Consider the following 22,847-nt stretch of genomic DNA (forward strand, 5'->3'; position numbering starts at 1 on the left):
GAGCGGAACGGGGTCAGTCGAGAGCCTCGACGACCAGGCAGTGCGAGTCGGCGTCGTCGAACGCGACGCCGACCTGCAGCAGGTAGCTGCCCGGGAGGATCTCCGACCCCACCCGGTAGTTCTTCGCCGGGTCGAGCCCGGCCAATGGGACCCGCCGTGGCCGGGTCGGCAACGTGCCTCGGACGTTGCCGTCGCCGGTCTCCCACTGGAACACCACGGACCGGTCGGCACCGACGTACTGGACGCCGCCCTGTAGCCCGTAAACCTTGCCTTCGACGACCAGGTCGCGAATGTCCTTGTACTGCTCGATGTGCCGGGCGGCTGTCTTCAACTGGTCGTCGGTCCAGCGCGAGAGGTCCGCACCGATTCCCAGTACGCCGGCCATCGCGACATGGAAGCGGAAGTCGAGGGACCGTTCGCGCCCGTCATGGGTACCTTCGGCATCGGTTACCCACGAACTCATCAGGTGCGGCGCGAACCCGGTCCGGAAGCCCTGCTGGATCCTGAGCCGATCCAGCGGAGCCGTGTTGTCACTCGGCCAGAGTGTGTCGACCCGCTGAACCATCCCCAGGTCGACCCGGGCGCCACCGCCGGCGCATCCCTCGACGAGCACGTTCGGGTGTTCGTCGCGCAGCCGATCGAGTACGGCGTACAGGTTGGTGACGACCTTGCCGTCCAGATCGCGGCGCTGGTCGCCGCTGTCCAGGCGTGGCCGGTTCGCATCCCATTTCAGGTAGCTGATGTCATATGTTGACAACAGTTGATCAAGTGTTGATGTCACGAATGCAGTTACATCATCACGACTCAAGTCGAGTAACAACTGGTTCCGGACCAGGACGGGCTCCCGGTCGGGGGTGCGCAGGATCCACTCCGGGTGTTCCGCCGCCAGCCGCGACCGCGGGTTGACCGACTCGGGCTCCACCCACAGGCCGAAGTCGAGCCCGAGCTCCTTCAGCTGACCGATGAACCCGTCGAGCCCTTCGGGGAACTTGGCCGGGTCGACCTGCCAGTCGCCCAGCCCGCCGGCATCGTCCACGCGCCCGGTGAACCAGCCGTCGTCGACCACGAAGGTCTCGACGCCGATCCCGGCCGCCCGCCGCGCCAGTTCGAGCTGGTGCTCGGCACGGATGTCGAACTCGGTCGCGAACCACGAGTTGTAGAGCACCTTCGGCGTACGGCGTCGCGACCGCGCCCGCTCGTACTCGTGGAACACGCGCGCGAGCCCGTCCGCGCCTTCCGCACTACAAGCCCCGACAGCCTTCGGCGAAGTCCACGTTTCCCCCGGCCGCAGCTTCAGCCCCTGGCTCGACGAGATCCGACCAGCCTGGATCCGGACGGTCCCCGTGGTATCCGCGTCCGCGGTCATCTCCCAGGAACCACTCCAAGCCAGCTGTACGCCGTACGCGAGGTCGCCGTCGATCGCGAGGAACGGTGAATACGAGTGCCCGGTGATCCCCTGCGCGCTCCCCACGGTGAACCGCCCACGCTCAAGCGTGATCGCCGACTGCTGGAACTCACTGTTCCACTCGCCCCACAAGTACTTGACCGTGTTCCCACTAGGCACGGTGAACCCAGCCGAGTCATGCCGATGCAACGTGAGCGTCTCGCCCCCGTCGTTCCGCACAGCAACCCACCGCTCAACCACATCCCCCTCAACGCGGTAATGCAGAGAAAGCCGCACCCCGCGCACACCGTCAACAAACACCAACTCAAGACTGTCTTCTCCACCAACAACATCAGTGAAGACCGGTCGGAGTTCGTCGATCCCGTCCTCGCCGCTCACGACGAGGTCTACTGGCGCGGTGTAGCGGACGCCGCGGACGGCGTACTCGAGGGGCTCGACGTCGGCTCGTGGTAGGAAGTGCTCGGTGCCGGTGGGGGCGACGGTTGACGGGCCTTCGGCAACCGCATGTGGGCCCCAGGCAACGAGCTGGGCCCATTCACCATGCGCGGGTACACCGACGACGTACGACGTGGTTGCCCCGCGCAACGTCCAGGTCTTCACTTGACGGCTCCGATCGCCAATCCACCGACGAAGTGCTTCTGGAACCGCAGGAACACCGCCACGGTGGGGACGGCAGCGATCACGGTGCCAGCGGCAATGACGTTCCACGATGACACGAACAACCCCTGCAGGCCCAGCAACGCGGGCGTCACCGGCATCTTCTCGCCGGAGCGGATCACCGTGATCGACCACAGCAGGTCATTGAAGATCCAGGTGAACGACAGCGCACCCAGTGCCGCCATCGCCGGCCGCGTCAACGGCAAGATCACACTCGCGTAGATCTTCCCCGGCCCAGCGCCGTCGATCGTCGCCGCCTCCTGGATCTCCCGCGGCAGATCCCGCATGAACCCATGCAGCACGAACGTGTAGAACCCGAGCCCGAACCCGACATGCACGGCGATCAGTGCGAGCAGCGTGTCGTAGTACCCGATCAACTCCACGAACCGCGAGATCGGGATCAGCAGGATCTGCGGCGGCAGCAGGTTGCCCATCAGCATCAGCAACAACACAGTCCGCCGAAAAGGAATGTTGTACCGCGCCAGCCCGTACGCCGCGATCGACGCCAGCCCGAGACTCAGCAGCACCGCCGGAATCGTCACCAGCAGACTGTTGATCAGGGCCCGGAACTCGTCCGCGTCCTGCCAGGCCTGCTTGTACGTCGAGAACGTGAACGAATGCGGCAACGATCCGAGCCCGTTCGCCGCGACGTCGTCGAAGCTGCGGAACGAGATCACGATCACCCACAGGATCGGCGCGATCCACAGAAGCGACACCAACCCCATCGACAGGTGGTAGCCGCCCGTCTTCAGCCGATTCACGCTTCCTCCTTGAAGGCACGGATCAGGTAGCCGAGGATCACGGCCAGAGCGAGGATGAAGATCACCACGGCGATCGCGGAGGCGTAGCCGAGTTGGGTGGACTGGAACGCGGTCGAGTACATATAAGTACTGAGAAGCTCCGACGAGTGGTACGGACCGCCCTTGGTCATCGACCAGACGATGTCGAACGATCTCAGCGAGTCGATCACGATCACCGACAGCACGACCGAGTTGACCCCCTTCAACTGCGGGATCGTCACATACCGAGTCCGTTGCCAGGCCGACGCACCATCAACCTTCGCCGCCTCGTACAGCGCCGGATCAACAGCCTTCAGACCGGCCAGATACAGCACCATGACATACCCGATCTGCCGCCACAGCGCCGGCAGAATCACGGCGTACAAGGCGGTATCGGGATCAGCCAGCCACGGCCGGATGAAGTCGCCGAGGCCGATCCCGCGCAGGACGGAGTCGACCAGCCCGTCCGGCTGGTAGAACACCCGCCAGATCAGCGCAGTCACCACCAGCGAGAACACAACCGGCGTGAACAGCGCGGCCCGGTAGATCCCCACGCCACGACGCTCGCGCTGCAACAGCAACGCCATCCCGAATCCGCCGATGACGCTCAGCCCGCCGAACAGCACCAGCCAGATCGCCGTGTTCTTCAGCGCGGTCCGGAAGATCGGATCCGACACCATGTCCTTGAAGTTGCCGAAGCCAACGAACGTCGGCGCCGACAACCCGTCCCACTTGGTCAACGCCAGCCAGAACCCCTGCAACGCCGGCCAGAAAACCCACACCGCCTCGACCACGAACGGCACGAAGACGAACGCCAGGATGAGCGGCGAGACCTTCCACACCTTCTTGATACGGCGATCGCCGCCCCCGCCGGGCTGCTTAGCAGCTCGGTCGGAGGTGGTCACCGCTTCGGTCACAGTCACGCCTTGAAGACCTTCTCGGCTGCTGCCTGCCAGTCCTTGAGGATCTTGTCGATCTGGTCGGGCTTGTCGAGGAACTTGGTCAGCGCGGCATCGGCGGTGGGCTGCAGCGCGTCGCTGGAGTCGCGGTTGAAGAACTGGGTGAGCTCGGCGGCGCTTTCGATCATCGCCTTGCCCTTCTTCACCAGCGGCGTGTCCGCGGACTTACCGTCGGGGTTCGCCGGAATCGCCGTACCGGAGGAGCTCTGGACGTAGATCTCCTGCGCCTCGGCCGTGGCCAGCCAGGTCATGAACTTCTTCACGCCTTCGGGGTCCTTGGCCTTCTTGGAGGCGAAGTAGCCGTCGGTCGGCGCCTCTTCGGCGACCGGGACCGCGGGGTCGATGATCGGGAACTGGAAGAAGTCGATGTCGTCCAGCGCGTCCTTCGGCGCGGAGTCCGCGAAGAAGGTGCCGATCAGGAACATGCCGGTCTTGCCGCCGAGCAGCGCGGAGGTCGCCTCCTGGAAGGGGAACGACTTGCCCTTCGGGTCGAAGTACGGCAACGCCTCCTGCCACTTGGTGAAGACCGCCTTGACCTTCGGGTCGTCGAACCGACCGCGGCCGGCCAGCAGGTCGCGGTGGAACGGCGCACCGTTGATCCGGATGTTCAGGTAGTCGAACCAGGCCGACGCCACCCACGGGGTGTCGCCGAGACCGATGCCGATCGGCGGAACGCCCTTGCTCTGAATGGTCTTGCAGACCGCGAGGAACTCGTCCCAGGTCTTCGGCGGGGTCACGCCCCACTTGGCGAAGTTCGACTTGCGGTAGAACATGCCCCACCAGTAGTAGCTGGTCGGCACGAAGATCTTCTCGCCGGAGGTGCTGGTCGACAGCGACTGCATCGCCTTCGGGTAGTTGCCGAGGCCCTCCCACACGCTCGACACGTCGAGCAGCAGGCCCTTCTTCGCATACGAGTCGGCGACCGATCCGGCGTACCAGGTGTAGACGTCCGGCGGGTTGGCACTCGTCAGGTACGTCGGGAGCTGGGTCCGGTAGATCTCGGACGCGACCGTGTTGAGCTTGACCTGGGCGCCGCCGGTCTTGTTGTACGCGGCAACGAGTTTCTCCATCGCACCCTTGGCCTGGACGGCCGACAGGTTGGACTGCAGCGAGAGCTCACCAGTTGCCCCGCTGCTCGCGCCGCCGCTCCCCGGGCTCGATGCTGTGGTCGCACATCCGGGGACCAGGGCAGCCGCTCCGAGCAGCCCGAGACCCTTGAGGAAAGTACGCCGATCTGCTGCCAGACCCGTCATGCCTGAACTCCTGAGATCTGCTCGACCAGCGTGCCAGTCGAGTGAGTGGTGTGTTGCCGACGATCTTGCGGCGAGCGATCCCAGGTGTCAATATTAATTCGTAAATTACGAGGAAATAGCTTGACGTGATCGCCTGACCACGATCAACTGATGCCTCGTTCATCGTTGGAGGAGTCCCGCCCACGTGCTTGGGTAGAGCTGACTTCGGAGGAGGCACGCGCGTGCGGCTGGCTGGACGGGTGATCGTGGTGACCGGGGCCGCGTCGGGGATCGGCGCGGCGTGCGCGGAGCGTGCCCTGACCGAGGGCGCCAAGGTGGTGCGGGTCGACATCCACCCGTCCCCGGAGGTGCCGGGCCAGGCGCTCAGCGTGGTCGGTGACGTCACCTCGCCGGATACCTGGGCGGAGGTGGTGTCCCGCGGCCGCGACGAGCTCGGGCCGATCGACGGGTTCGTCAGCAACGCCTATGTCTCCGACGTCCGGCCGGCGCACGAGATGACGCCGGCCTCCTGGCAGCGGCAGCTCGATGTGAACCTGAGCGCCTCGTTCCTCGGCTTCCGCGCCCTGTACGACGATCTCGCGGCCCAGCAGGGATCCGTCGTACTGGTGTCGTCGGTGCACGCGCTCGCGGGGATCCCCGGGCACGCGGCCTACGCGGCGAGCAAGGGCGCGCTGGTCGCGCTCGCTCGGCAGTTGGGCGTCGAGTACGGCGGTTCGATCCGGGTGAACTCGGTGTTGCCCGGGCCGATCAAGACGGCAGCGTGGGATCGCTACGGTCCGGAGGATCTCGAGCGCAGCGCGCGGGCGACCGCGGCCGGGCGACTCGGAGCGCCGGACGAAGTGGCACAGGTGATTGCGTTCCTGCTGTCGGCGGAGGCGTCGTACGTCACCGCCGCGAGCATCGTGGTCGACGGCGGCTGGTCCGCTGCGAAGGATTCGGCATGAGGGAGAGCAGTGTGGCGGGGATACAGCGGGGACTGCACGGTCAGATCGTGGAGGTGATGGCGCAGCGCATTCTGTCCGGGACGATCCCGGAGGGGGCGACCATCAATGTGCCCGATCTGCAGGCCGACCTGGGGGTCAGCCTGACCGCGGTCCGGGAGGCGCTCAAGGTCCTGACAGCCAAGGGGCTCGTTGACGCGCGGCAGAAGCGCGGCACGTTCGTCCGGCCGCGCACGGACTGGAATCTGCTCGACCCGGACATGATCCGCTGGCACTTCAGCGACTCCGATGTCCGGCCCGAGCTGCTGGAGGAGCTGCACGAAGTACGCGGCATCGTCGAGCCCGCAGCGGCCCGGCTGGCCGCCGTACGGGCTCAGGACTCGCACTTGCTGGCGCTGGACACCGCGATGGCGGCGATGGAGTCGGCTACCGACGACCTCGCTGCCGTGGCCGCGGACCTCGCCTTCCACCGAGCGTTGCTCGCAGCAACGGGTAACGAACTGCTGACCAAGATGGAAGTGATCATGGAGACCGGCCTGGCCGATCGAGACCGCCTTGTGCACAAGGTGAAACCGTCGGATGATCCGGTGCCGAGCCACCGCCGGGTACTGGAAGCGATCCGTGCGCACGACCCGGTCGCGGCCGAGCTGGCGATGAGTGAATTGCTGGCCAAGGCCGCCGAGGACCTGCACGAGGTGCGCGGCGCATACGGTGCTGAATCGTGAAGGTTGAGCGCGTCGAAACCTTCCTCGTCCCGCCGCGCTGGTTGTTCTGCCGGATCGAGACCAGCGACGGCGTCGTCGGCTGGGGTGAGCCGGTGGTCGAGGGCCGCGCGGAGGTCGTCCGCACCGCGATCGACGTACTGTCCGAGTACCTGATCGGCCAGGACCCACTGCAGATCGAGCGGCACTGGCAGATCCTCACCAAGGGTGGCTTCTACCGTGGCGGCCCGGTGCTGTCGAGCGCGGTCGCCGGGCTTGACCACGCGCTGTGGGACATCGCCGGCAAGGTGTACGGCGCTCCGGTCTCGTCCCTGCTCGGTGGTCGCGTCCGCGATCGGGCGCGCGTCTACGCCTGGGTCGGCGGCGACGAGCCGTCAGCCGTGGCCGACCAGGTCACCGAACAGGTCGCGGCCGGGATGACCGCGGTCAAGATGAACGGCAGCGGGCGCATCTCGCCCTCGCCGTCCGTTGCCGAGATCAACGACATCGTCGCGCGGTTGGCCGCGGCCCGGTCCGCCTTGGGCGACACCCGGGACGTCGCGATCGACCTGCACGGCCGCGTCGGGGTCGCAGGCGCGCGCCGCATCCTGCACGCAGTCGAAGACCTGCAGCCCATGTTCGTCGAGGAGCCGGTGCTTCCCGAACACATGCTGCATCTGGCGGACGTCGTCAGCAGCTCCACCGTGCCGGTCGCGTTGGGCGAGCGCCTCTACAACCGCTCCGAGTTCGTCGGACCGTTGAACGCGGGCATCGCGGTCGTCCAGCCCGACGTCTCGCACGCCGGCGGCATCTCCGAGCTCCGCCGGATCGCCTCCCTCGCGGACACCCACGGCGCCATGCTCGCCCCGCACTGTCCGTTGGGCCCGATCTCGCTGGCGGCCAGCCTTCAGGTCTCGTTCGCAACACCAAACTTCCTGATCCAGGAACAGAGCCGCGGCATCCACTACAACGTGTCGAGCGACCTCACCTCGTACGTCGTGGACCCGACGCCCTTCACCTGGGTGAACGGTCACGCCGAGTACAACCCGTTACCTGGTCTCGGTATCACGGTCGACGAGGAAGCGGTCCGGGCCGCAGACAAGACGGGCCACGCGTGGCGCAACCCCGTCTGGACCCAAGAAGACGGCACCTTCGCCGAATGGTGACGATCGATGCTTCCGACGGCGGGCGCTGGACCTCACTCCGCCTCGCCGGACGGGAGTGGTTGTGGGCCGGTCCCGGTCTGGTCGACGGACCTCGCACCGGCCACACCATCTTCACCGACGCCGGCGGTCTCGACGAGTGCTTCCCGACCGTGCGCGGCGAGCCTGACCACGGCGGGCTGTGGAACCAGCCTTGGTCCGACTCGGTTGCCTACGACAACACTGTCCTGTCCCGTAGATTCAGCACCGAGGCCGACAGCGTCATGGTCGACTACCACCTGACCGCACCGCCCGGCTTCGAGTTCATCTGGGCGGCTCATGCGTTGCTCGACTGCGCTGTAGGCGCCACGATCTCGGCGCACCCCAGGGAATGCCGCCTTTACCCCGAGGCCGCGGCCGACGCGCCCTGGGTCGCCGCCGCTTGGCCGGCCCTTGGCCTCGACACCTACGGCGAGTCCGACGGTACGGCGATCGGCGCCGTCCTGGTCGATTGCCCGTCGGCGACCGTGCGCGACCGCGGGAGCGAGCTCACCACGACCCTCAGTTGCCCAGGGCAACCAGTCTCCACCGCCCTCTGGCGCAACCTCGGCGGCTTTCCGGTCGAGGCGCCGTACCGGAGCCTTGGCGTCGAGCCGATGCTCGGTCGCGTCTTCGACCTGGGCGAGGCGGGCCCCGGCGACGCGGCCGTCGTACCGGCGAGCGGTGAACTGGCCTGGCGGCTGACTCTCACCGCCAGGCCGGTCTGATGTCAGCCGAGCGGCAGATCCAGTACGACGTTCGGCACCGTCGTGCTGTTGCTCGTGCGGATGCTGCCGATCTCGGCCGCGGTCAGCGCCCGCTTGTAGAGCCGGACCTCGTCCATCGAGCCGTCGAAGTGATGAACGCCGTCGATCCGCTGCCCGACGAACATCTTGAACGGACGCCCCGGGCTGACCGAACCGTTGGGCGCGGCAACGGACGCGACCTCGGCCCCGTCGACCCAGATCGCCAGCGTCCCGGCCTTCCGCTGCAGGGCGACGTGGTGCCAGGCGTTGTCGTTGTAGGCCTTGGTCGTGGCCACCACCGCGGTGTTCCCGCCGGTGGTGATCAGCCCGCGGATCCGGCCGTCCGCCGGTTCGGCCCGCAGCCAGAACTGCGAGAACTCGTTGATGTTGTAGCCCCAGAAGATCGCCTGCGGACCCGTGCTGGCGCCGTACTTGATCCACGCCATCGCGGTGAAGTCACCGGCACCGACCGCCAGCGATTCGGCGAACGGCAGCTGGATCGCGTCATCGGTCCCGTCGAGGTCCCGGGCTTGGCCGAACTTTCCCGCGACCGACGTCGTACCGCCGCGCAGGTAGCTGTTGTTGCCGAGACCGGAGACGTCCGGGGTCGTCGTACCAAGCGGCGCGTCCGGGTGACCGATGTCGTTCTCGGTGAAGCGGGTGAACCGGATCTGATCCCGGGCATCGACCGGACCGCCTTCGTACAGCAAGCCGATCTCGCCGGTGTCGAGAACCGCCATGTCCGAGTAGCCCGACCAGTCGCTGGTGATGCGCGTGCCCTGGGCAACGGTTTGCCAGGTCTTGCCCTCGTCGAAGCTGGACCGGATCGTCATGTACCGGCGGCGTTCCGGATCGGCCGGTCCGGCGAACAGGATCCGGTTGTACTTGTCCCCGGCATCGACCGCCCGCAACCGCTGGACGGAGGTCTGCACGGTCGGCGTCGTCAGGCCGTCCACGGTCTTGTACGGCGCGGTGTAGGTCTCGCCACCATCGTTGCTGACCGCGGTCATCCGGCTCGAACCTGGGCCGCCGGCGTTGTTCCGCGCCATCGCGAGAATCCCGCCGTCGACCTTCTCGACCACGCTGATCTCCTGCGGGACCTGACCATCCGTCCGCAGATCCGTGGCGCCCTTGTGCCAGGTCTCGCCGCGGTCGTCGCTGTAGACGAGCTGCCCGGCATCCTTCCCGCCGATGTCGTAGTTGGTCCCGGCAACCATCCGGCCCGCATGCGCACCGCGCGTCAACTGGATGCCATGCATGGGTCCGGTCGCGTACCAGCCCCAGGCCGGGTCGTCGATCTGACTACCGATGTTCTTGGCCTTGCTCCAGGTCGCACCGTCGTCGTCACTGAACTGGACGTACGGCGTCCGCGGGTAGCTCGACGTACCGGGGTCCATCGTGGTCAGCAGCACGATCCGGCCGGTGTCCTGATCGACGATCGGCACCGGATTGCCGCGGGTCACCGGAGCGTTCGGGTCGGTGTCGCTGCCGGCCAGGACGGTCTTCGCGGCCGACCAGGTGCGACCGTCGTCGTCCGACCGCTTCAGCACCAGGTCGATCTCTTGCGAGTCGTCGCACCAGGTCCGCCGAGCTTCGGCGAAGGCGAGCAGCGCTCCCGTCTTGGTCTTGACAATGGCGGGGATGCGATAGCAGCCGTAACCGGCGTCCCCCTTGTTGAACAGCACGGTCTGCGTGATCGCAGCAGGCTGGTTGTCGGCTTCGGCGTACATCGGCACAGTCGGCAGCAGCAGACTGAGCGCGATGAGCAGTGGAAGGCGTTTGGGCATGGGCGGATGCCTCCAAGTGAACGGAAAGTAAACAACCTCACGGGTTGCTCTCGCAGTAATTTAGCTTCTTTCAGCGCTTCGAACCAGAGCACATCAGACGTCCTATGTCTTCAGGAGTCCTCATGGACCTGCTAGCCGAACTCCGCCGGCGCAAGATCCTCGCGATCATCCGGGCGGACTCGCCCGAACGCGCCGTCGCCTGCGTCAACACGCTCGTCGAGGCCGGCATCACCGCCCTCGAGATCTCCCTCACCACCCCCGGCGCCGCCGAAGCCATCGCCCAGGCCCGCTCCGACCACGACCCGACGATCCTGATCGGCGCCGGTACCGTCCTCACCCCCGCCCAGGCCGACGAGGTCGCCGCCGCCGGCGCCACCTTCGTGGTCACCCCCGCCATCACCCAAGGCGCACACCGAGCCGTCACGCTGGGCCTCCCGCTGCTGTGCGGAGCCCTCACCCCGACCGAAGTAGTAGCAGCCCTCGACCTGGGCGCCACCGCCATCAAGATCTTCCCCGCCAAAGTCCACGGCCCCTCCTACCTCCGCGAACTGGCCGCTCCCCTCCCCCACGCCCCGCTCATCGCAGTAGGCGGCGTAGACGCCGAGTCGGCCTCCCAATACCTAGCCGCCGGCGCCCTAGCAGTAGGCGTAGGTTCCCCCCTCCTAGGCAACGCCGGCGCCGGCGGCCCCCTCTCCGACCTAGCGACCCGAGCCCACACCTTCCGCACCACCCTCAACCTCTAATCCCCCGCACCTCGCGCTTCGCGCCCAAAGACACGCCCGCCCACCCTTGAGCACCAATCGCATCTTTGGGACCCCACCAACCACTTCCCCACCCCGAAAACGGTCGGTGGCTACCCAAAGACGCACCCCCCACCCAAAGACACGACAACCCACCTTCGGGCGCAAACCGCAACCTTGAGCACCAACCGCATCTTTGGGTACCCACCAACCATTTCCTCGGCCTGAAAACGGTTGGTGGGGTCCCAAAGATGCACCTCCCGCGCTCGGGCTAACCTCGGAGGACTGTGATGACCGACCTGCTTACCATCGGCGAGACGATGGTGTCCTTGCGGACGCCGCGGGCGATGCGGCTCGGCGGCGACGCGCATCTGTCGATCGCCGGCTCCGAGACGAACGTCGCGATCGGCCTCGCCCGCCTCGGCCACACCGCCGCCTGGTTAGGTGCTGTAGGCAACGATGAGCCCGGCCGGCTGATCGAGCGCACGCTCAGAGCCGAAGCCGTCGACACCAGCTGGATGCGCTTCTCCGACACGGACTTCACCGGCTTCATCGCGTTCGACCAGCCCTCGCACGACATCACCCGCGTGAGCTACCACCGCCGCGGCTCCGCCGGTTCCACGCTCACCCCAGCCGAGTGCATCACCGCTCTGGAAGCAGTCCGACCCCGATTCCTTCACGTCACCGGCATCACCCCCGCGCTCTGCGAGACCACCCGCGCCGCCACGTTGGCCGTCGTACAGGCAGCGGCGGAATCCGGCGTACAGGTCTCGTTGGATGTCAACTATCGCGCTCGCCTGTGGTCCCGCAAGGAAGCGACCGCCCTCCGCGAGCTCCTCCCCCACGTGCACACGGTCTTCGCCTCGGACGACGAGCTCGACCTACTCACCACCGCCGAAGACCCGATCACCGACCTTCTCCGCACCGCCACCGAGGTCGTCGTCACCGCCGGCAGCAAAGGCGCCTGGTCGCACAGCTCATCCGGCACCCTCCACAGCGCGGCCCTCCCCGTCACCGTCGTCGACAGCATCGGTGCCGGCGACGCCTTCGTCTCCGGCTACCTCTCCGCCACCCTCGACGACCTCCCCCCAGAAGACTGCCTGACCCGAGCCACCACCTCAGGCGCCTTCTGTGTCACCGCCCTCGGCGACTGGGAATCCCTCCCCACCCGCCAAGACCTCACCCTCCTCACCCACGCCCAAGGCACCGCCCTCCGCTAACGCCGCGCCCAGGTGTGGCGGTAGCGAACGAGCCCCACCAGCAACCACGAGGCCACGAACAGCCCGGGCAGATCCGCGAGGACATGCACGATCAGCGACCCAGTACCGAGCCCGGCATGCGCCTCCGGCCGCAACGGCACCCAGACAGCTCCGAGTCCGGTGATACCGAACAGCACCACCGCCGGCCAGAACGGCCAGTTGCGATTGCGATAGGCGCCGTACGCGATCAGCAGGTACAGGACCACCTCAACGGCGACGGCCACGAGCCCTTGCCGATACCCGTGTCCTTCCAACCGCCGCTGGATCTCCGCCGAGCTCAACCCATGCCGCTGCATCGCACCCACGTTCCGGTGCGGATTCTCCAGCCACAAAGCCAGCACAACGGTCAGCACACTGACCCACACCCCGTACGCCGCCACCGCGAACCGCTGCGGCCGAGTCCACGACGAGTCCTCCACCCGCGCGATCGTGTCAGCAACGAGCACGTCGAGGCGCAGTATGGACAGTTCCTGCCAAACGCGTCAGGCGGTGTGACCGGAGGCTGCGGCGGAAGGCCATGTCTCCACGGTATCCACGAACGCTGAGACCACCGCAGGCGACGGTGGCAGGACCTGCGTCATCAGGACGGCGCCGACGCCATCCCTCGAATACCAGAGCGTTCCCAGCCCACCGCCCCACCCGTACCGCGTTCCAACCACCTGTACGCCGTAGCCCCAGCCGCCGCCGTCGAGGAAGGTCTGCGCCGACGACCCGGAGCGCTGCTCGGCGGTCAGGTGGTCGGTCACCATCGCCGCAGCGAGGTCCGGGCGCAGCAGCTCGCCGTTGAGCAGCGCGGAGACGAAGCGCAGGTAGTCACCGGCCGTCGACACCAGACCACCGCCCGCATGCGGAAAGACTGGCGGCACCAACCAGTCACTCGTCGCCGCCGCATCAAACAAGTCGGAGCCCGCAAAGCTCTGCACCAACCGGTCCCGCGCATGCTCCGGTACGGCGAAGCCGGTGTCACTCATCCCCAACGGCTCCAGCAGCTCGCGCCGGAACAGCTCCGGCAACTCGACTCCGCTCGCCCGCGCCAACAGCACCCCGAGTACGGCGTACGCCAGCTCGTACCGCCAGTACCGGCCCGGCTGCTCCATCAACGGCAGCTCGCCGAACCGCGCGATCCACCGGTCCGGATCGAGCATCACCTCGGACGGCTTCGGCGGTCCGAGCCCCAGCCCAGCCTGAGCTGCCTCGGCAGCCACCGGACACGACTCCACCTCGAACGCGAAACCGAACCCGAGCCGCATCAGCAGCAGGTCCTCAACCGTCACCGCTTGCTCCGCGGGCACGGTGTCGTCCACCGGCCCGGCAAGCCGCCGTACGACGCGCTGTCCTGCCAGCTCCGGCAGCCACCGCTCAACGGGAGCCTGCAGATCCAACACCCCGCGCTCGACCAGCCGCAGGGTGAGCACAGCAGCCAGCGGCTTGGTCATCGAGCTGATCCGAAACACCGCATCGGTCGCCAGCGCCGTACCGCCCGGCCCATCGGCCCCGGCCGACCCCAGCCAGGTCTCCCGCCCGTCGGTCACTCCGACCACTGCCCCGGGCACCTCGCCAGCCGCAACCAGGCTGTCCGCCAACGCCTGCAGTTCCGCACCAGGAAGCCCCATGGGGTCACAGTAGCCAGCCACGCCGTTGGCCCCGCGACGCTTCGCCGTACGTCGATAGCCTTTGACAGTGGGGGTACTCCGGCAGAACGCGCTGTACACGCGCGCGATGAAACAGATGCGCCAGTACGAGGCCAAGGGCGACCGTGAGGCGCTCCAGCAAGCCACTGAGCTACTGCGCCGCGCGGTCGCGATTCGTGGCAGCGGCGAACCGCAGGCCGCACTGCTGGGGACCTATAGCCGCGCCCTGATCGAGCGGTTCCGGTTACGCCCGGACCTCACCGTGCTGGCAGAGGCGATCGAGACAGCACGCACGTCGATCGCGACTACCCCACCTGGCTCCCGCTACCGCACCGGCCGCCTCCTGGCGCTCTGCACGGCGGGACGGCTGTGGTTCGAGCAGACCAGCGACGTCGACGTCCTCGAAGAGGCCATCGCCGCCGGACTCCAGGCGGCCGAGCAGTCCACCGAGCACGAGGTTCCCATTGTCTGTAACAGCCTTGCCAATGCGATCCTCACGCTCTACCTGCACAACGGCGTACCGGAGGAGCTTCACCACGCGCTCGCGATCTGGCGTGAGGCTGTCGAGGAGACTCCGCTCGGGCATCCGTTCCGTGGTGCGTTGCTGAGCGGCTACAGCTCAGCCCTGTTCCATTCGTACCGGGCCGAAGGCGACCTGGACGTACTCGGCCAGGCGGAGGAGGTAGGCCGCCAGTCGATCGCCCTTCAGCCCGCCGGCTCGATCCCCTGGGCGATGGCCGTAGGCAACCTGGGCATCGTGCGCCGCAACGTCTTTCTGCGCACCGGGTATCTTCCGGCTCTCGTCGAAGCAGTGCAGCTCGGCCGCGACGCGCTGCAGGCCGGTGGCGGCCGTGAGGACAGCTTCCGGTTCCTGATGAACCTGCAGATCGCCCTGCTCACCCAGTACGCCCGTACGAACGAACTGGCGCTGATCGAGGAGGCGGTCGACGCGGGGATGGAGGCGCTCGACTCACTCGACACGAACCACTCCAACTGGTCCATGGTCGCTCTCAACGTCGTCATCACGTTGAAGGAGTACTCCGAGCGCGGCGCTGCCGAGGCCGCGTTGGCCGAGGCCGCCAGACTCGGCGAGCACGCGCTGGCCGTGCTCCCGGACAGTCATCCGGTCCAGGTACCGCTCCTGAACGCGTTGAGCCAGGTCCGCTTCGCGCAGTTCGAGCTCGGACATGGTGAGGAGCTGATGGGCGACGCGGTCCGGTACGGCGAACTGGCCGTCGCCGGAACGCCTGTCGAGCACCCACTGCGCCCCAGCCTGCTGATCATGCTCGCCCGCGTCCTGGAGATGCGCGGCCGGCTGCTCGACGACAGCGAGGCCACGCGGCGCTCTGTTGCCCTAGGCAAAGAAGCCGTCCAGCTCCTGCCGCCGGACCACCTGACACTTCCGGAGTCCCTGTGCGTCACTGCAGCCAGCCTGCTCAACCTTGGTACGGCGGCTGAGGCACAGCAACTGTTCGAGCAGGCGCTCGCGCTGCCGGCCATGGCGGTCACCCGACTGGGCGCCTATCGGGGGCTGGCGGCGTGCCATCTCACGCAGGGGCAGCCGGACCGGGCACTGGCCTGTTTCGAGCAAGCACTGGTCGCCGCTGCCACCCTGAGCCCGCGGCTACTGCTGCGTGCGGACCGGCAGTACCGCCAGTCGTTCCTCGACGGACTCGCGCAGGAGTCGGCCGCGTGCGCCGTACTGGCAGGCAGGCCTGAGCGAGCGGTTGAGCTGGCCGAACAGTTCCGCAGCATCCTTCAGGCGGAGGCGCTGCAGCAGCGCCAGGACCACCGCGCGGCACAGCGGGATGCCCCGGACCTGGCCGCTGAGGTTGCTCGGTTGCGTGACCGCCAGGCTGACCTGGAGTACGCACTGTGGGGCAATCAACTGGCTACCACGGACCCCGCTACGGCGGAGACAGCGACCGACCGACTGACCGCTGACCTCGCGACCGTCACCAGTCGGCTCACTGAGGTGACCACTCGGATCAGGCAGCTGCCTGGGCACGAGACCTACCTGCAACCGATGGTGTTCGCCAGGCTGCAACGGCAGTCCAGCGACGGGCCGATCGTCATGCTCTACAACACGGAGTGGCGCAGCGACGCGCTCATCATCACCCCGGACGGGGTGGAGGTCCTCCCGCTTCCCCTGCACGGCCGCCATACCGCAGTGATGTCCGGACTCAAGCTCGTCGAGGCCTGGGTCGCCGCAGCGACTACCTCAAGCAGTCCGGGTGAAACGCAGCAGGCCATGCGGGAGGTGCTGGAGTGGACCTGGGACAACGTCACCGGGCGCATCATGCAGTACCTGGGCTTCACGCAGTGTCCGGTGGATGAGCAACCGCGGATCTGGTGGTACGCGCTCGGCGGAATCGCCAGTCTGCCGCTACACGCATCCGGCCATCACCTTGAGCCCGGTCGGTCGGTGCTGGATCTGGCTGTCTCGTCGTACGTGACTACTGTGCGCGCACTGGAGTACGCCCGCCGGGCAAACACCGGTACGGCGAACACTGCGCTGGTGGTCGCGGTTCCGGATCTGCCCGGCCAACCCCGACTGCCACACAGCGTCCGCGAGGCCGACCGGATCGCCGCACTGATCCCCGGCTCGGAGCAGCTCGTCGCCGGCGACGCTACTTTTGCCCGTGTCCACGAAGGCTTGCCGCGGCACCGGATCGCGCACTTCGCATGCCACGGTGCATTCAGCGTCAGCGATCCGGGCGACAGTCTGCTGATGCTGTTCGATCACGAGACGAACCCACTGACAGCAGCGTCTATCGAGCAGTGGGAACTCCCTGCGGCCGAGCTGGCCTTCCTGTCTGCCTGTGTCACCGCACTGGCCACCGGAAGCCTCGCGGACCAAGGCGTTCACCTCGCCTCGGCCTTCCAGACCGCCGGCTACCGGCAGGTGATCGGTACCCTCTGGCCGGTGCCCGACGCGACCGCGCTAGTGATCGCCGATGCGTTCTACGACCGATTGACCAACAGCGGACGGGAGCAGCCGCGGGCAGCGGACGCAGCCCGCATTCTGGCGACCTCAGTGCAACAGCTTCGCGCTGCCAACCCAGAGGCGGTTTCCAGCTGGGCGGCGTACATCCATCTCGGTGCTTAAGGCGCTAGGACGTGAAAGGCTGACCGCTGTGGATGGACACTGGCTCGACCGGCAATTGCTGGCGGAGGTCCTGCATTGGCGGGTCGACGCGCACGCCTGGGGGCAGATCGAGCAGTTGCTGACCCTGATTGCCGGCAGCCTCGATCGCGCGGACCTGGTCGGCGTACGGCGTGATGTCACGGGTCTCGCCCTGCTTGGACCGTCGCGAGTCAGTACGCCGATCAACCCTGAGATCGCTGCGACCGATGAGACTCGGACAGTGCCTGAGGACGTCGCGGAGCTCCTCAACACTCTTGTCGACCGGCTCACTCCCGGTGAGTCCGGTGAGTGACGAGCCACTGCAGCCCGCGCTGCTGACGCACCTGTGGTTCGCAGTCGACGACGTCATCCGCAGCGGCGAGTTGCTGTCCCGCGCCTGGGCAGCGGTGGCCGCACTCGGTCTGGATCAGCCCGTGCCCGGTCTGCCGTCGGAGCTGCTCTCACCAACTCCTGAGCTGTTCCCGGAACGGCTGACTGTTCTCGGCGCACGGGCCTCAGCCGGCGAAGGCATCGAGCAGGCGATCGTGGTGCAGACCCACGACGTGATCATGGTCAGCGTCATGCTCGCTCCGCGCCCACCCTCCTCCTGGGCAGACCTGTCCGCGCGCTGGACGGCAGTAGCGGACACCGACGGCGTACTGGGTTCGGCGACGCTGTTCATCGGTCAGACGAAGCGTGCGCTGACCACGCCCAAGGCAGTTTCCGCCACAGCGCGCACCTACCGCCCGCTGTTGCCATCCGTCGCTGCTGGGGACTGGGACGAGCAGGCTGTCCGCCTCCATGACGGCATCTGCCTGTGGGAGCTGCCGCTGGACACCACCGCCACACACCGACGGTTGCTGGCGCTCTCACCCGTCGCTGGCGAGGCCAGTCTGGACGGGTGGCTGTGGAGTGGCCCAACGCCTGGACTGGTGCCGTTCACCCGCTACCTGCTGCACGCCTGCAAACTGCGCTACGAACAAGCAGTGCTCGTACGCGACCTTCCAGAGCTCCGATCACTGATCAGCGAAGCCGACGCCCTCTGTACGTCGCTCACCGCAGAGGTGGAACGCGGCAGCGTGCCACCGGAACGCCTGCGGGAGACCGTCCGCACTCTGACCGGCCTGCAGACGAGCGGCACTGGATTGCTCGTGGCCAACAGCAGACTGCAGGCACTGGACGGCACGGTACGAACAGCGCAGCGGAACATGACCCGAGCCATGGACTCGGCGCCGGTCACCGTTCCTCCGCCTGCCCTGAGTAGCGACCAGCAGCTGATCGACTGGACTCTGCAGCAGGCCGAGCTCGAACGCACTTACCTACAAGCAACGACCGACCGGGTCACGCATGTCCTCGCCCTGACCAAGGCTGCCGTCGACGACATGCGCCGCGCACGGCAGGAGGCCCTGACGCTGCTGCAGACCTCACTGCTGGGCAGCCTGGTCACCGCACTGGCAGTCATCCAAAGCCTGCAGTACAAGCCACCACTGGACCCTGACCTCTATCCGCCGGTGATCGTCTTCCTGACTGCACTAGCGCTGTGGCTGCCGGCCGCAGTGCTGTACTGGCCGCCGGGCTCCCGACCCTCCACTCGCTGGCGCGCCATGGACAGCCTGACCTCCGGACTGGTCGCAGCCAGCCTGGCCTGGTTGATCACCGAGATCTCAGCCACCCCACCACCCCTACTGGCGGCCGCCATCGCAATCGTCGCCGGAGCCATCACAGCGAGCGTGACCTGGGCTCTCGCCGTACGACGGACCAAGCGGTTGGCTAGCGATGCCGCAGTACCGCGTCGAGATCGCCTGCATCCGAGATAGCCGCGATGTACCCATCGGGCCGGATCAGCACCAGCGTGCGGTCGCCCGCGCCGTACAAGTCGCCGACCTGACTACCCGGATCGACCTGCAGTGTCCTGATACCAGCCTGGACTGGCGAGCCGAAGTTCAGCAGTGTGAACTGGCCACGTCCGGTGAGCTCGAAGAGACGTCGCACGCCGTCCGGCGTCACCAGACCGGTCGCATCGGGAGCACGGTCGCCGGCCCGGAGCCGATCGCTGTCAGCACGGTCGTCCCAGACCAGGGCGGTGCCGCGGTAGTTGAGGTTCAGCTGTTGCGTCTGCGCATCGCTGCGGACCGGAATCCCTTTGTCCGCAGCGGTCTGCGCCAGGCGCGCGTTCGACAACGCGAGGACGCCGGCCGCGATCGGCCGTCGCTCCTCCTCGTAGCTGTCGAGTAGTGCAGGTGCTGCGCCCTGCGCGACCGCCGCGAGCTTCCAGCCGAGGTTGTACGAGTCCTGGATGCCGGTGTTCATCCCTTGCCCACCAGCGGGTGAGTGGATGTGCGCCGCGTCGCCGGCCAGGAACACGCGCCCGTCGCGGTACCGCTCGACGAGCCGGATGTTCGCCCGCCACAGCGTCACCCACTGCGGTTCGTGCAGGCGGATGTCAGTGCGCCCGGTACGCCGTACCAGCGTCGCCTGCAGGTTGGTCAGCTCCAGACTGGGATCCTGCCCGGGACCGATGCTGGCCTGGTACTGGAAGAGGTCGGTCGACGGCAGCGGGCAAAGGGTGAGCAGGCCTTCCGCGTGCCGCCACATCTGCCACGCGTCCCGGTCCAGCCCGTCCACCTCGACATCGGCGACGATCATCCGCATCTCGTCCAGGGTCTCGCCGACGAACGCGATCCCGGCCTGCTTACGGACGATGCTGTGCCCACCGTCGCACCCGACCAGCCACCGCGCATCGACGGTCTCGGGCGCTCCGTCCTTGACGACGACCGCCGAGACCCCGTCGTCCGACTGTTCGAAACTGGTGAGCGCCGTACCGAACTCCACCGCGCCGCCGAGCTCCGCCAGCCGCAGCCGGAGCGCCTCCTCGGTCCGCCATTCGGGCGTGATCAGCGACGACTGATAGGGGGTGTCCGGGCGCTTCGCACGCGGCTCACCACCGCTCTCCTGAATACTCCCATCGAGCCCGGTCGACCGGATCAGCATCGCCAGGCGCCCGTTGGCCAGCACCCGATCGACGATCCCCAGATCCTCGAACACCTCGAGGGTGCGCGGCTGGATCCCCTTCCCCCGCGACCCGGCCTGCGGCCCCGCCGCCGCCTCGATCACCCGGACCGAAACTCCGCTCCGCGCCAGCACACAGGCCAACGTGAGCCCGGTCGGCCCCGCGCCGACGATCAGTACCTCGGTCATCCCGATCACCCCTCTAGATAGTTATTCCTTTCTACGCTCAGTTGCCAAGAAAGGCAAACCTTTCTACGGTGAGGTGTGACCCCACCCCGCCGCCGGTACGGCGCCGAGCTCGAAGCCGCCCTGCTCACGGCCGCGTGGGACGAGCTGATCGAGACCGGCTACGCGCGCCTGACCATGGAGTCGGTCGCCGTCCGTGCCCACACGAGCGAACCCGTGCTCTACCGCCGCTGGGCCAACAAGGACGAACTGGTCCTCGCCGCCTTCGAACGCCACCGCAAGGACAACCCGATCGCCGCCCCCGACACCGGCGCCCTACGCACCGACTTGCTCACCTACCTGGCGTCCGTAAGCCAAGCCCTCGCCGGCTTCTTCGCGATCGCCACGGCCGCCTCCTTCTCCGGCTTCCTGGCCGGCAGCGGCCTGACCCCCGGCGAGGTCCGCACCAAGGTCATGGACCCCGAGGCACTCACCCGGGTCCGCGCCATCTACCAACGCGCCCACGACCGAGGCGAACTCGACCTCACTCACATCCCCGACGCCGTCCTGGACCTACCCTTCGACCTGATCCGCCACGACCTCGTGATGCACCGGGAGCCCCCCACCCCAGCCCGCATCCGCACCATCGTCGACGACCTCTTCCTCCCGCTGGCTACACCTTCTCAGCCAGCAAAGCCGAGCCGGCGCGGTCGTAGTACGTGATCGTCCGCGCTTGGGTGTCGAACGTCCACTTCTCGACTCCGGCCTCGGCGAATGCGCGCGACATGTCGCCGTAGCCGACCGACTCTTCCTCGACCCGCTTGAGGTCGGCCAGGAACCGGTCCTTGTCGCTGGTCGCCGCTACCTCGAACACCTCATGTGCGGGTCCGGTCGACACCTCGTGCCCGTCCAGACCGAAGTACGTCGTGTGCCCGTCGGCCACGTACGAGTCGCTGGTGACCACCCCGATCTCCCGGAGCGCCTCCAGGAACGCGCCCAGCGTCGACGCATTCCCCAACCGGTCATGGATCTCGTCGACCTGCTCCAAGCTGAACATGCCCTGAGTCTCCTACACGACACGCCGCTCGGCCGGGACTGCGACGTACCGGCGCCAGCAGAGTAGATGGATGGGCAGCTCTCGGCGAGGCTTTCTGGGGATGGCCGTGGTCGCGGCCGCGGGTTCGCAAATGCTGACGGCCTCGGCGGCGGCAGACCGGTATCCGTCGAACACAGCCCTGTACGCCGACCCCGCGCTGACCGAAGGCGTCGACTACGCGCGTCGCTTCCGCAGGCATGAGTGGTTCGACGACGACCTGACGCAGCGGTACGGCGTGCAGCGGACGGTGATCCTGGCTCCGCATGGCGGTGGCATCGAGACCGGTACGTCGGAGCTCTGCCTGGCGATCGCGGGTTATCACCCCGCCGACCTGACACCCAGCAACCCGGTCCACGACTACTGGATGTTCGAGGGCCTCCGCGCGGCCAACAACGGCGAACTCCATGTCACCTCGGCGCACTGCGACGACCACGTCGCGCGTGCACTGGCCGCCGGCTCGCTCAACGCCATCGGCCTGCACGGCTGCAAGGAATCCCAGGCCGGACTGCCCGATGGTACGCAGGCCGTGCTCGTCGGCGGCCGCAACTCCGCCTTCAAGTCGCGGCTGATCACCAGGCTGACCACGGCCGGCATCCGAGCGATCGACGCCGCGAACGTCCCCGACCTGAACGGCGACGACCCAGCCAACATCGCCAACCGAACTCTCCGCGGCGCAGGCGCGCAACTCGAAATCACCACGCCACTGCGTCACGCAATGTTCGGCACCAACACCCGCGCCGGCCGCAAGAACACCACCCTGCCGATCTTCTGGGCCTTCACCACCGCAACCCGCGCAGCCATCGCGGACGTCGAGGCCACCCAGCCGATCACTTGACCGGCAACTCGAAGAGCAGCTCCAACCCGTCTTCGTCGTCCCACTGATCGCCCACCTGCACGAACCCGAACTTCGCCACCGTCGCCAGCGAGCCCACGTTGTCCGGACTGATCGACGCCCGCACAACCCGTACGGCAGGCTCGCCCGCGACTCGTTCGAGCATGGCCCCGAGCATCGCCGTCGCATAACCCCGTCGCTGGTACGCCGGATCAACCGTGTACCCGACCTCCACCATCCCGCGCTCATCCGGCCCGCCGTGGAACCCGGCGTACCCGACCACCACACCCTCCGGCTCAGCGACCACTACCCGCGCGATCCAGACCGCGTCCTCCGGGTGGTCTTCGAGCTGCTTCAGGCGGTAACCCCACAGCCACTTCGCCCGATCACCGACGAACAGCTCCCCCAGCTCGACCCCGGTCGACGCCCGAGCCGCCACCAGATCCCCAGCCAGCAACGACCCCATCGCCGCCGGCGACAACTCCACGAACCGAATCTCCTGAGTCGCCATCCCCCGATCATCCAGCCCAACCCACCGGCTGTCGACGCGATATCTCCCCTTGATTGTTGTCGCGACAA

At 67.4% G+C, this 22,847-nt stretch carries 21 protein-coding genes; 11 read left to right on the plus strand and 10 right to left on the minus strand.

Annotated elements, in window-relative coordinates:
• Positions 1-13 precede the first annotated feature (13 nt).
• From OG474_RS05690 to OG474_RS05705, 4 genes are read right to left on the minus strand one after another with little or no spacing between them, the layout of a single operon-like run.
• Positions 14-2,005 carry an alpha-galactosidase gene (locus OG474_RS05690; RefSeq protein ID WP_405061134.1) on the minus strand — a complete coding sequence of 664 codons (1,992 nt, stop codon included), beginning with the start codon at positions 2,003-2,005 and terminating at the stop codon, positions 14-16.
• Entirely contained in the window at positions 2,002-2,823 is an 822-nt protein-coding gene (locus OG474_RS05695; RefSeq protein WP_405061135.1) for a carbohydrate ABC transporter permease, read from the minus strand. The genes OG474_RS05690 and OG474_RS05695 overlap by 4 nt, the downstream gene beginning before the upstream one ends.
• Positions 2,820-3,764, minus strand: a complete 945-nt coding sequence (locus tag OG474_RS05700) for a carbohydrate ABC transporter permease (RefSeq protein WP_405061136.1) — start codon at positions 3,762-3,764, stop codon at positions 2,820-2,822. The genes OG474_RS05695 and OG474_RS05700 overlap by 4 nt, the downstream gene beginning before the upstream one ends.
• Positions 3,761-5,053: an ABC transporter substrate-binding protein gene (locus tag OG474_RS05705; RefSeq protein WP_405061137.1), complete on the minus strand. Its 1,293-nt coding sequence runs from the start codon at positions 5,051-5,053 to the stop codon at positions 3,761-3,763. The genes OG474_RS05700 and OG474_RS05705 overlap by 4 nt, the downstream gene beginning before the upstream one ends.
• A gap of 221 nt (positions 5,054-5,274) precedes the next feature.
• Here OG474_RS05705 and OG474_RS05710 point away from each other — a divergent pair, with 221 nt between their 5' ends.
• The 4 genes from OG474_RS05710 to OG474_RS05725 are packed head-to-tail and all read left to right on the plus strand — an operon-like array spanning position 5,275 to position 8,604.
• Entirely contained in the window at positions 5,275-5,997 is a 723-nt protein-coding gene (locus tag OG474_RS05710) for an SDR family NAD(P)-dependent oxidoreductase (RefSeq protein WP_405061138.1), read from the plus strand.
• Complete coding sequence (locus tag OG474_RS05715) at positions 5,994-6,719, plus strand: FadR/GntR family transcriptional regulator (protein ID WP_405061139.1); 726 nt, start codon at positions 5,994-5,996, stop codon at positions 6,717-6,719. The genes OG474_RS05710 and OG474_RS05715 overlap by 4 nt, the downstream gene beginning before the upstream one ends.
• Positions 6,716-7,861, plus strand: a complete 1,146-nt coding sequence (dgoD, locus tag OG474_RS05720; RefSeq protein WP_405061140.1) for a galactonate dehydratase — start codon at positions 6,716-6,718, stop codon at positions 7,859-7,861. Before OG474_RS05715 ends, dgoD begins: the two co-directional genes overlap by 4 nt.
• Positions 7,855-8,604 (plus strand): hypothetical protein, encoded by a 750-nt coding sequence (locus OG474_RS05725; RefSeq protein ID WP_405061141.1) that lies wholly within the window; start codon positions 7,855-7,857, stop codon positions 8,602-8,604. The genes dgoD and OG474_RS05725 overlap by 7 nt, the downstream gene beginning before the upstream one ends.
• Positions 8,605-8,606: 2 nt before the next feature.
• On the opposite strand, the gene OG474_RS05730 is transcribed toward OG474_RS05725, so the two are convergent.
• On the minus strand, positions 8,607-10,409 hold the full coding sequence (locus OG474_RS05730) for an exo-alpha-sialidase (RefSeq protein ID WP_405061142.1): 1,803 nt from the start codon (positions 10,407-10,409) through the stop codon (positions 8,607-8,609).
• A gap of 122 nt (positions 10,410-10,531) precedes the next feature.
• On the opposite strand from OG474_RS05730, the gene OG474_RS05735 reads away from it, so the two are divergent.
• On the plus strand, positions 10,532-11,152 hold the full coding sequence (locus OG474_RS05735; RefSeq protein ID WP_405061143.1) for a bifunctional 4-hydroxy-2-oxoglutarate aldolase/2-dehydro-3-deoxy-phosphogluconate aldolase: 621 nt from the start codon (positions 10,532-10,534) through the stop codon (positions 11,150-11,152).
• A 287-nt stretch (positions 11,153-11,439) separates the two neighbouring features.
• Positions 11,440-12,369 carry a sugar kinase gene (locus tag OG474_RS05740; protein ID WP_405061144.1) on the plus strand — a complete coding sequence of 310 codons (930 nt, stop codon included), beginning with the start codon at positions 11,440-11,442 and terminating at the stop codon, positions 12,367-12,369.
• On the opposite strand, the gene OG474_RS05745 is transcribed toward OG474_RS05740, so the two are convergent.
• Together OG474_RS05745 and OG474_RS05750 are read right to left on the minus strand one after the other, a co-directional pair.
• Positions 12,366-12,854 carry a hypothetical protein gene (locus OG474_RS05745; RefSeq protein WP_405061145.1) on the minus strand — a complete coding sequence of 163 codons (489 nt, stop codon included), beginning with the start codon at positions 12,852-12,854 and terminating at the stop codon, positions 12,366-12,368. The genes OG474_RS05740 and OG474_RS05745 overlap by 4 nt on opposite strands.
• 36 nt (positions 12,855-12,890) lie before the next feature.
• On the minus strand, positions 12,891-14,021 hold the full coding sequence (locus tag OG474_RS05750; RefSeq protein ID WP_405061146.1) for a serine hydrolase domain-containing protein: 1,131 nt from the start codon (positions 14,019-14,021) through the stop codon (positions 12,891-12,893).
• A gap of 67 nt (positions 14,022-14,088) precedes the next feature.
• Here OG474_RS05750 and OG474_RS05755 point away from each other — a divergent pair, with 67 nt between their 5' ends.
• Genes OG474_RS05755 through OG474_RS05765 form a run of 3 tightly spaced genes read left to right on the plus strand, consistent with a single transcriptional unit; the run spans position 14,089 to position 18,983 of the window.
• Entirely contained in the window at positions 14,089-17,148 is a 3,060-nt protein-coding gene (locus OG474_RS05755; protein ID WP_405061147.1) for a CHAT domain-containing protein, read from the plus strand.
• Positions 17,149-17,176: 28 nt separating this feature from the next.
• Complete coding sequence (locus OG474_RS05760; protein WP_405061148.1) at positions 17,177-17,479, plus strand: CATRA system-associated protein; 303 nt, start codon at positions 17,177-17,179, stop codon at positions 17,477-17,479.
• Entirely contained in the window at positions 17,472-18,983 is a 1,512-nt protein-coding gene (locus tag OG474_RS05765; protein WP_405061149.1) for a CATRA conflict system CASPASE/TPR repeat-associated protein, read from the plus strand. Before OG474_RS05760 ends, OG474_RS05765 begins: the two co-directional genes overlap by 8 nt.
• Here the strand turns inward: OG474_RS05765 and OG474_RS05770 are convergent.
• Positions 18,937-20,364, minus strand: coding sequence for an FAD-dependent oxidoreductase (locus tag OG474_RS05770; RefSeq protein ID WP_405061150.1), 1,428 nt, complete (start codon positions 20,362-20,364; stop codon positions 18,937-18,939). The genes OG474_RS05765 and OG474_RS05770 overlap by 47 nt on opposite strands.
• Positions 20,365-20,439: 75 nt before the next feature.
• Between OG474_RS05770 and OG474_RS05775 the strand changes: the two genes are divergently transcribed.
• Positions 20,440-21,063, plus strand: coding sequence for a TetR/AcrR family transcriptional regulator (locus OG474_RS05775; protein WP_405061151.1), 624 nt, complete (start codon positions 20,440-20,442; stop codon positions 21,061-21,063).
• Here OG474_RS05775 and OG474_RS05780 read toward each other — a convergent pair.
• On the minus strand, positions 21,014-21,397 hold the full coding sequence (locus tag OG474_RS05780; RefSeq protein ID WP_405061152.1) for a DUF1398 family protein: 384 nt from the start codon (positions 21,395-21,397) through the stop codon (positions 21,014-21,016). The genes OG474_RS05775 and OG474_RS05780 overlap by 50 nt on opposite strands.
• Before the next feature lie 70 nt (positions 21,398-21,467).
• Here OG474_RS05780 and OG474_RS05785 point away from each other — a divergent pair, with 70 nt between their 5' ends.
• Positions 21,468-22,271: a poly-gamma-glutamate hydrolase family protein gene (locus OG474_RS05785; protein WP_405061153.1), complete on the plus strand. Its 804-nt coding sequence runs from the start codon at positions 21,468-21,470 to the stop codon at positions 22,269-22,271.
• Here the strand turns inward: OG474_RS05785 and OG474_RS05790 are convergent.
• Positions 22,264-22,779, minus strand: a complete 516-nt coding sequence (locus OG474_RS05790; RefSeq protein ID WP_405061154.1) for a GNAT family N-acetyltransferase — start codon at positions 22,777-22,779, stop codon at positions 22,264-22,266. The two genes, OG474_RS05785 and OG474_RS05790, sit on opposite strands and share 8 nt — an antisense overlap.
• Positions 22,780-22,847 lie beyond the last annotated feature (68 nt).

The sequence above is a fragment of the Kribbella sp. NBC_01505 genome, assembly GCF_045040285.1.
Classification (GTDB): domain Bacteria; phylum Actinomycetota; class Actinomycetes; order Propionibacteriales; family Kribbellaceae; genus Kribbella.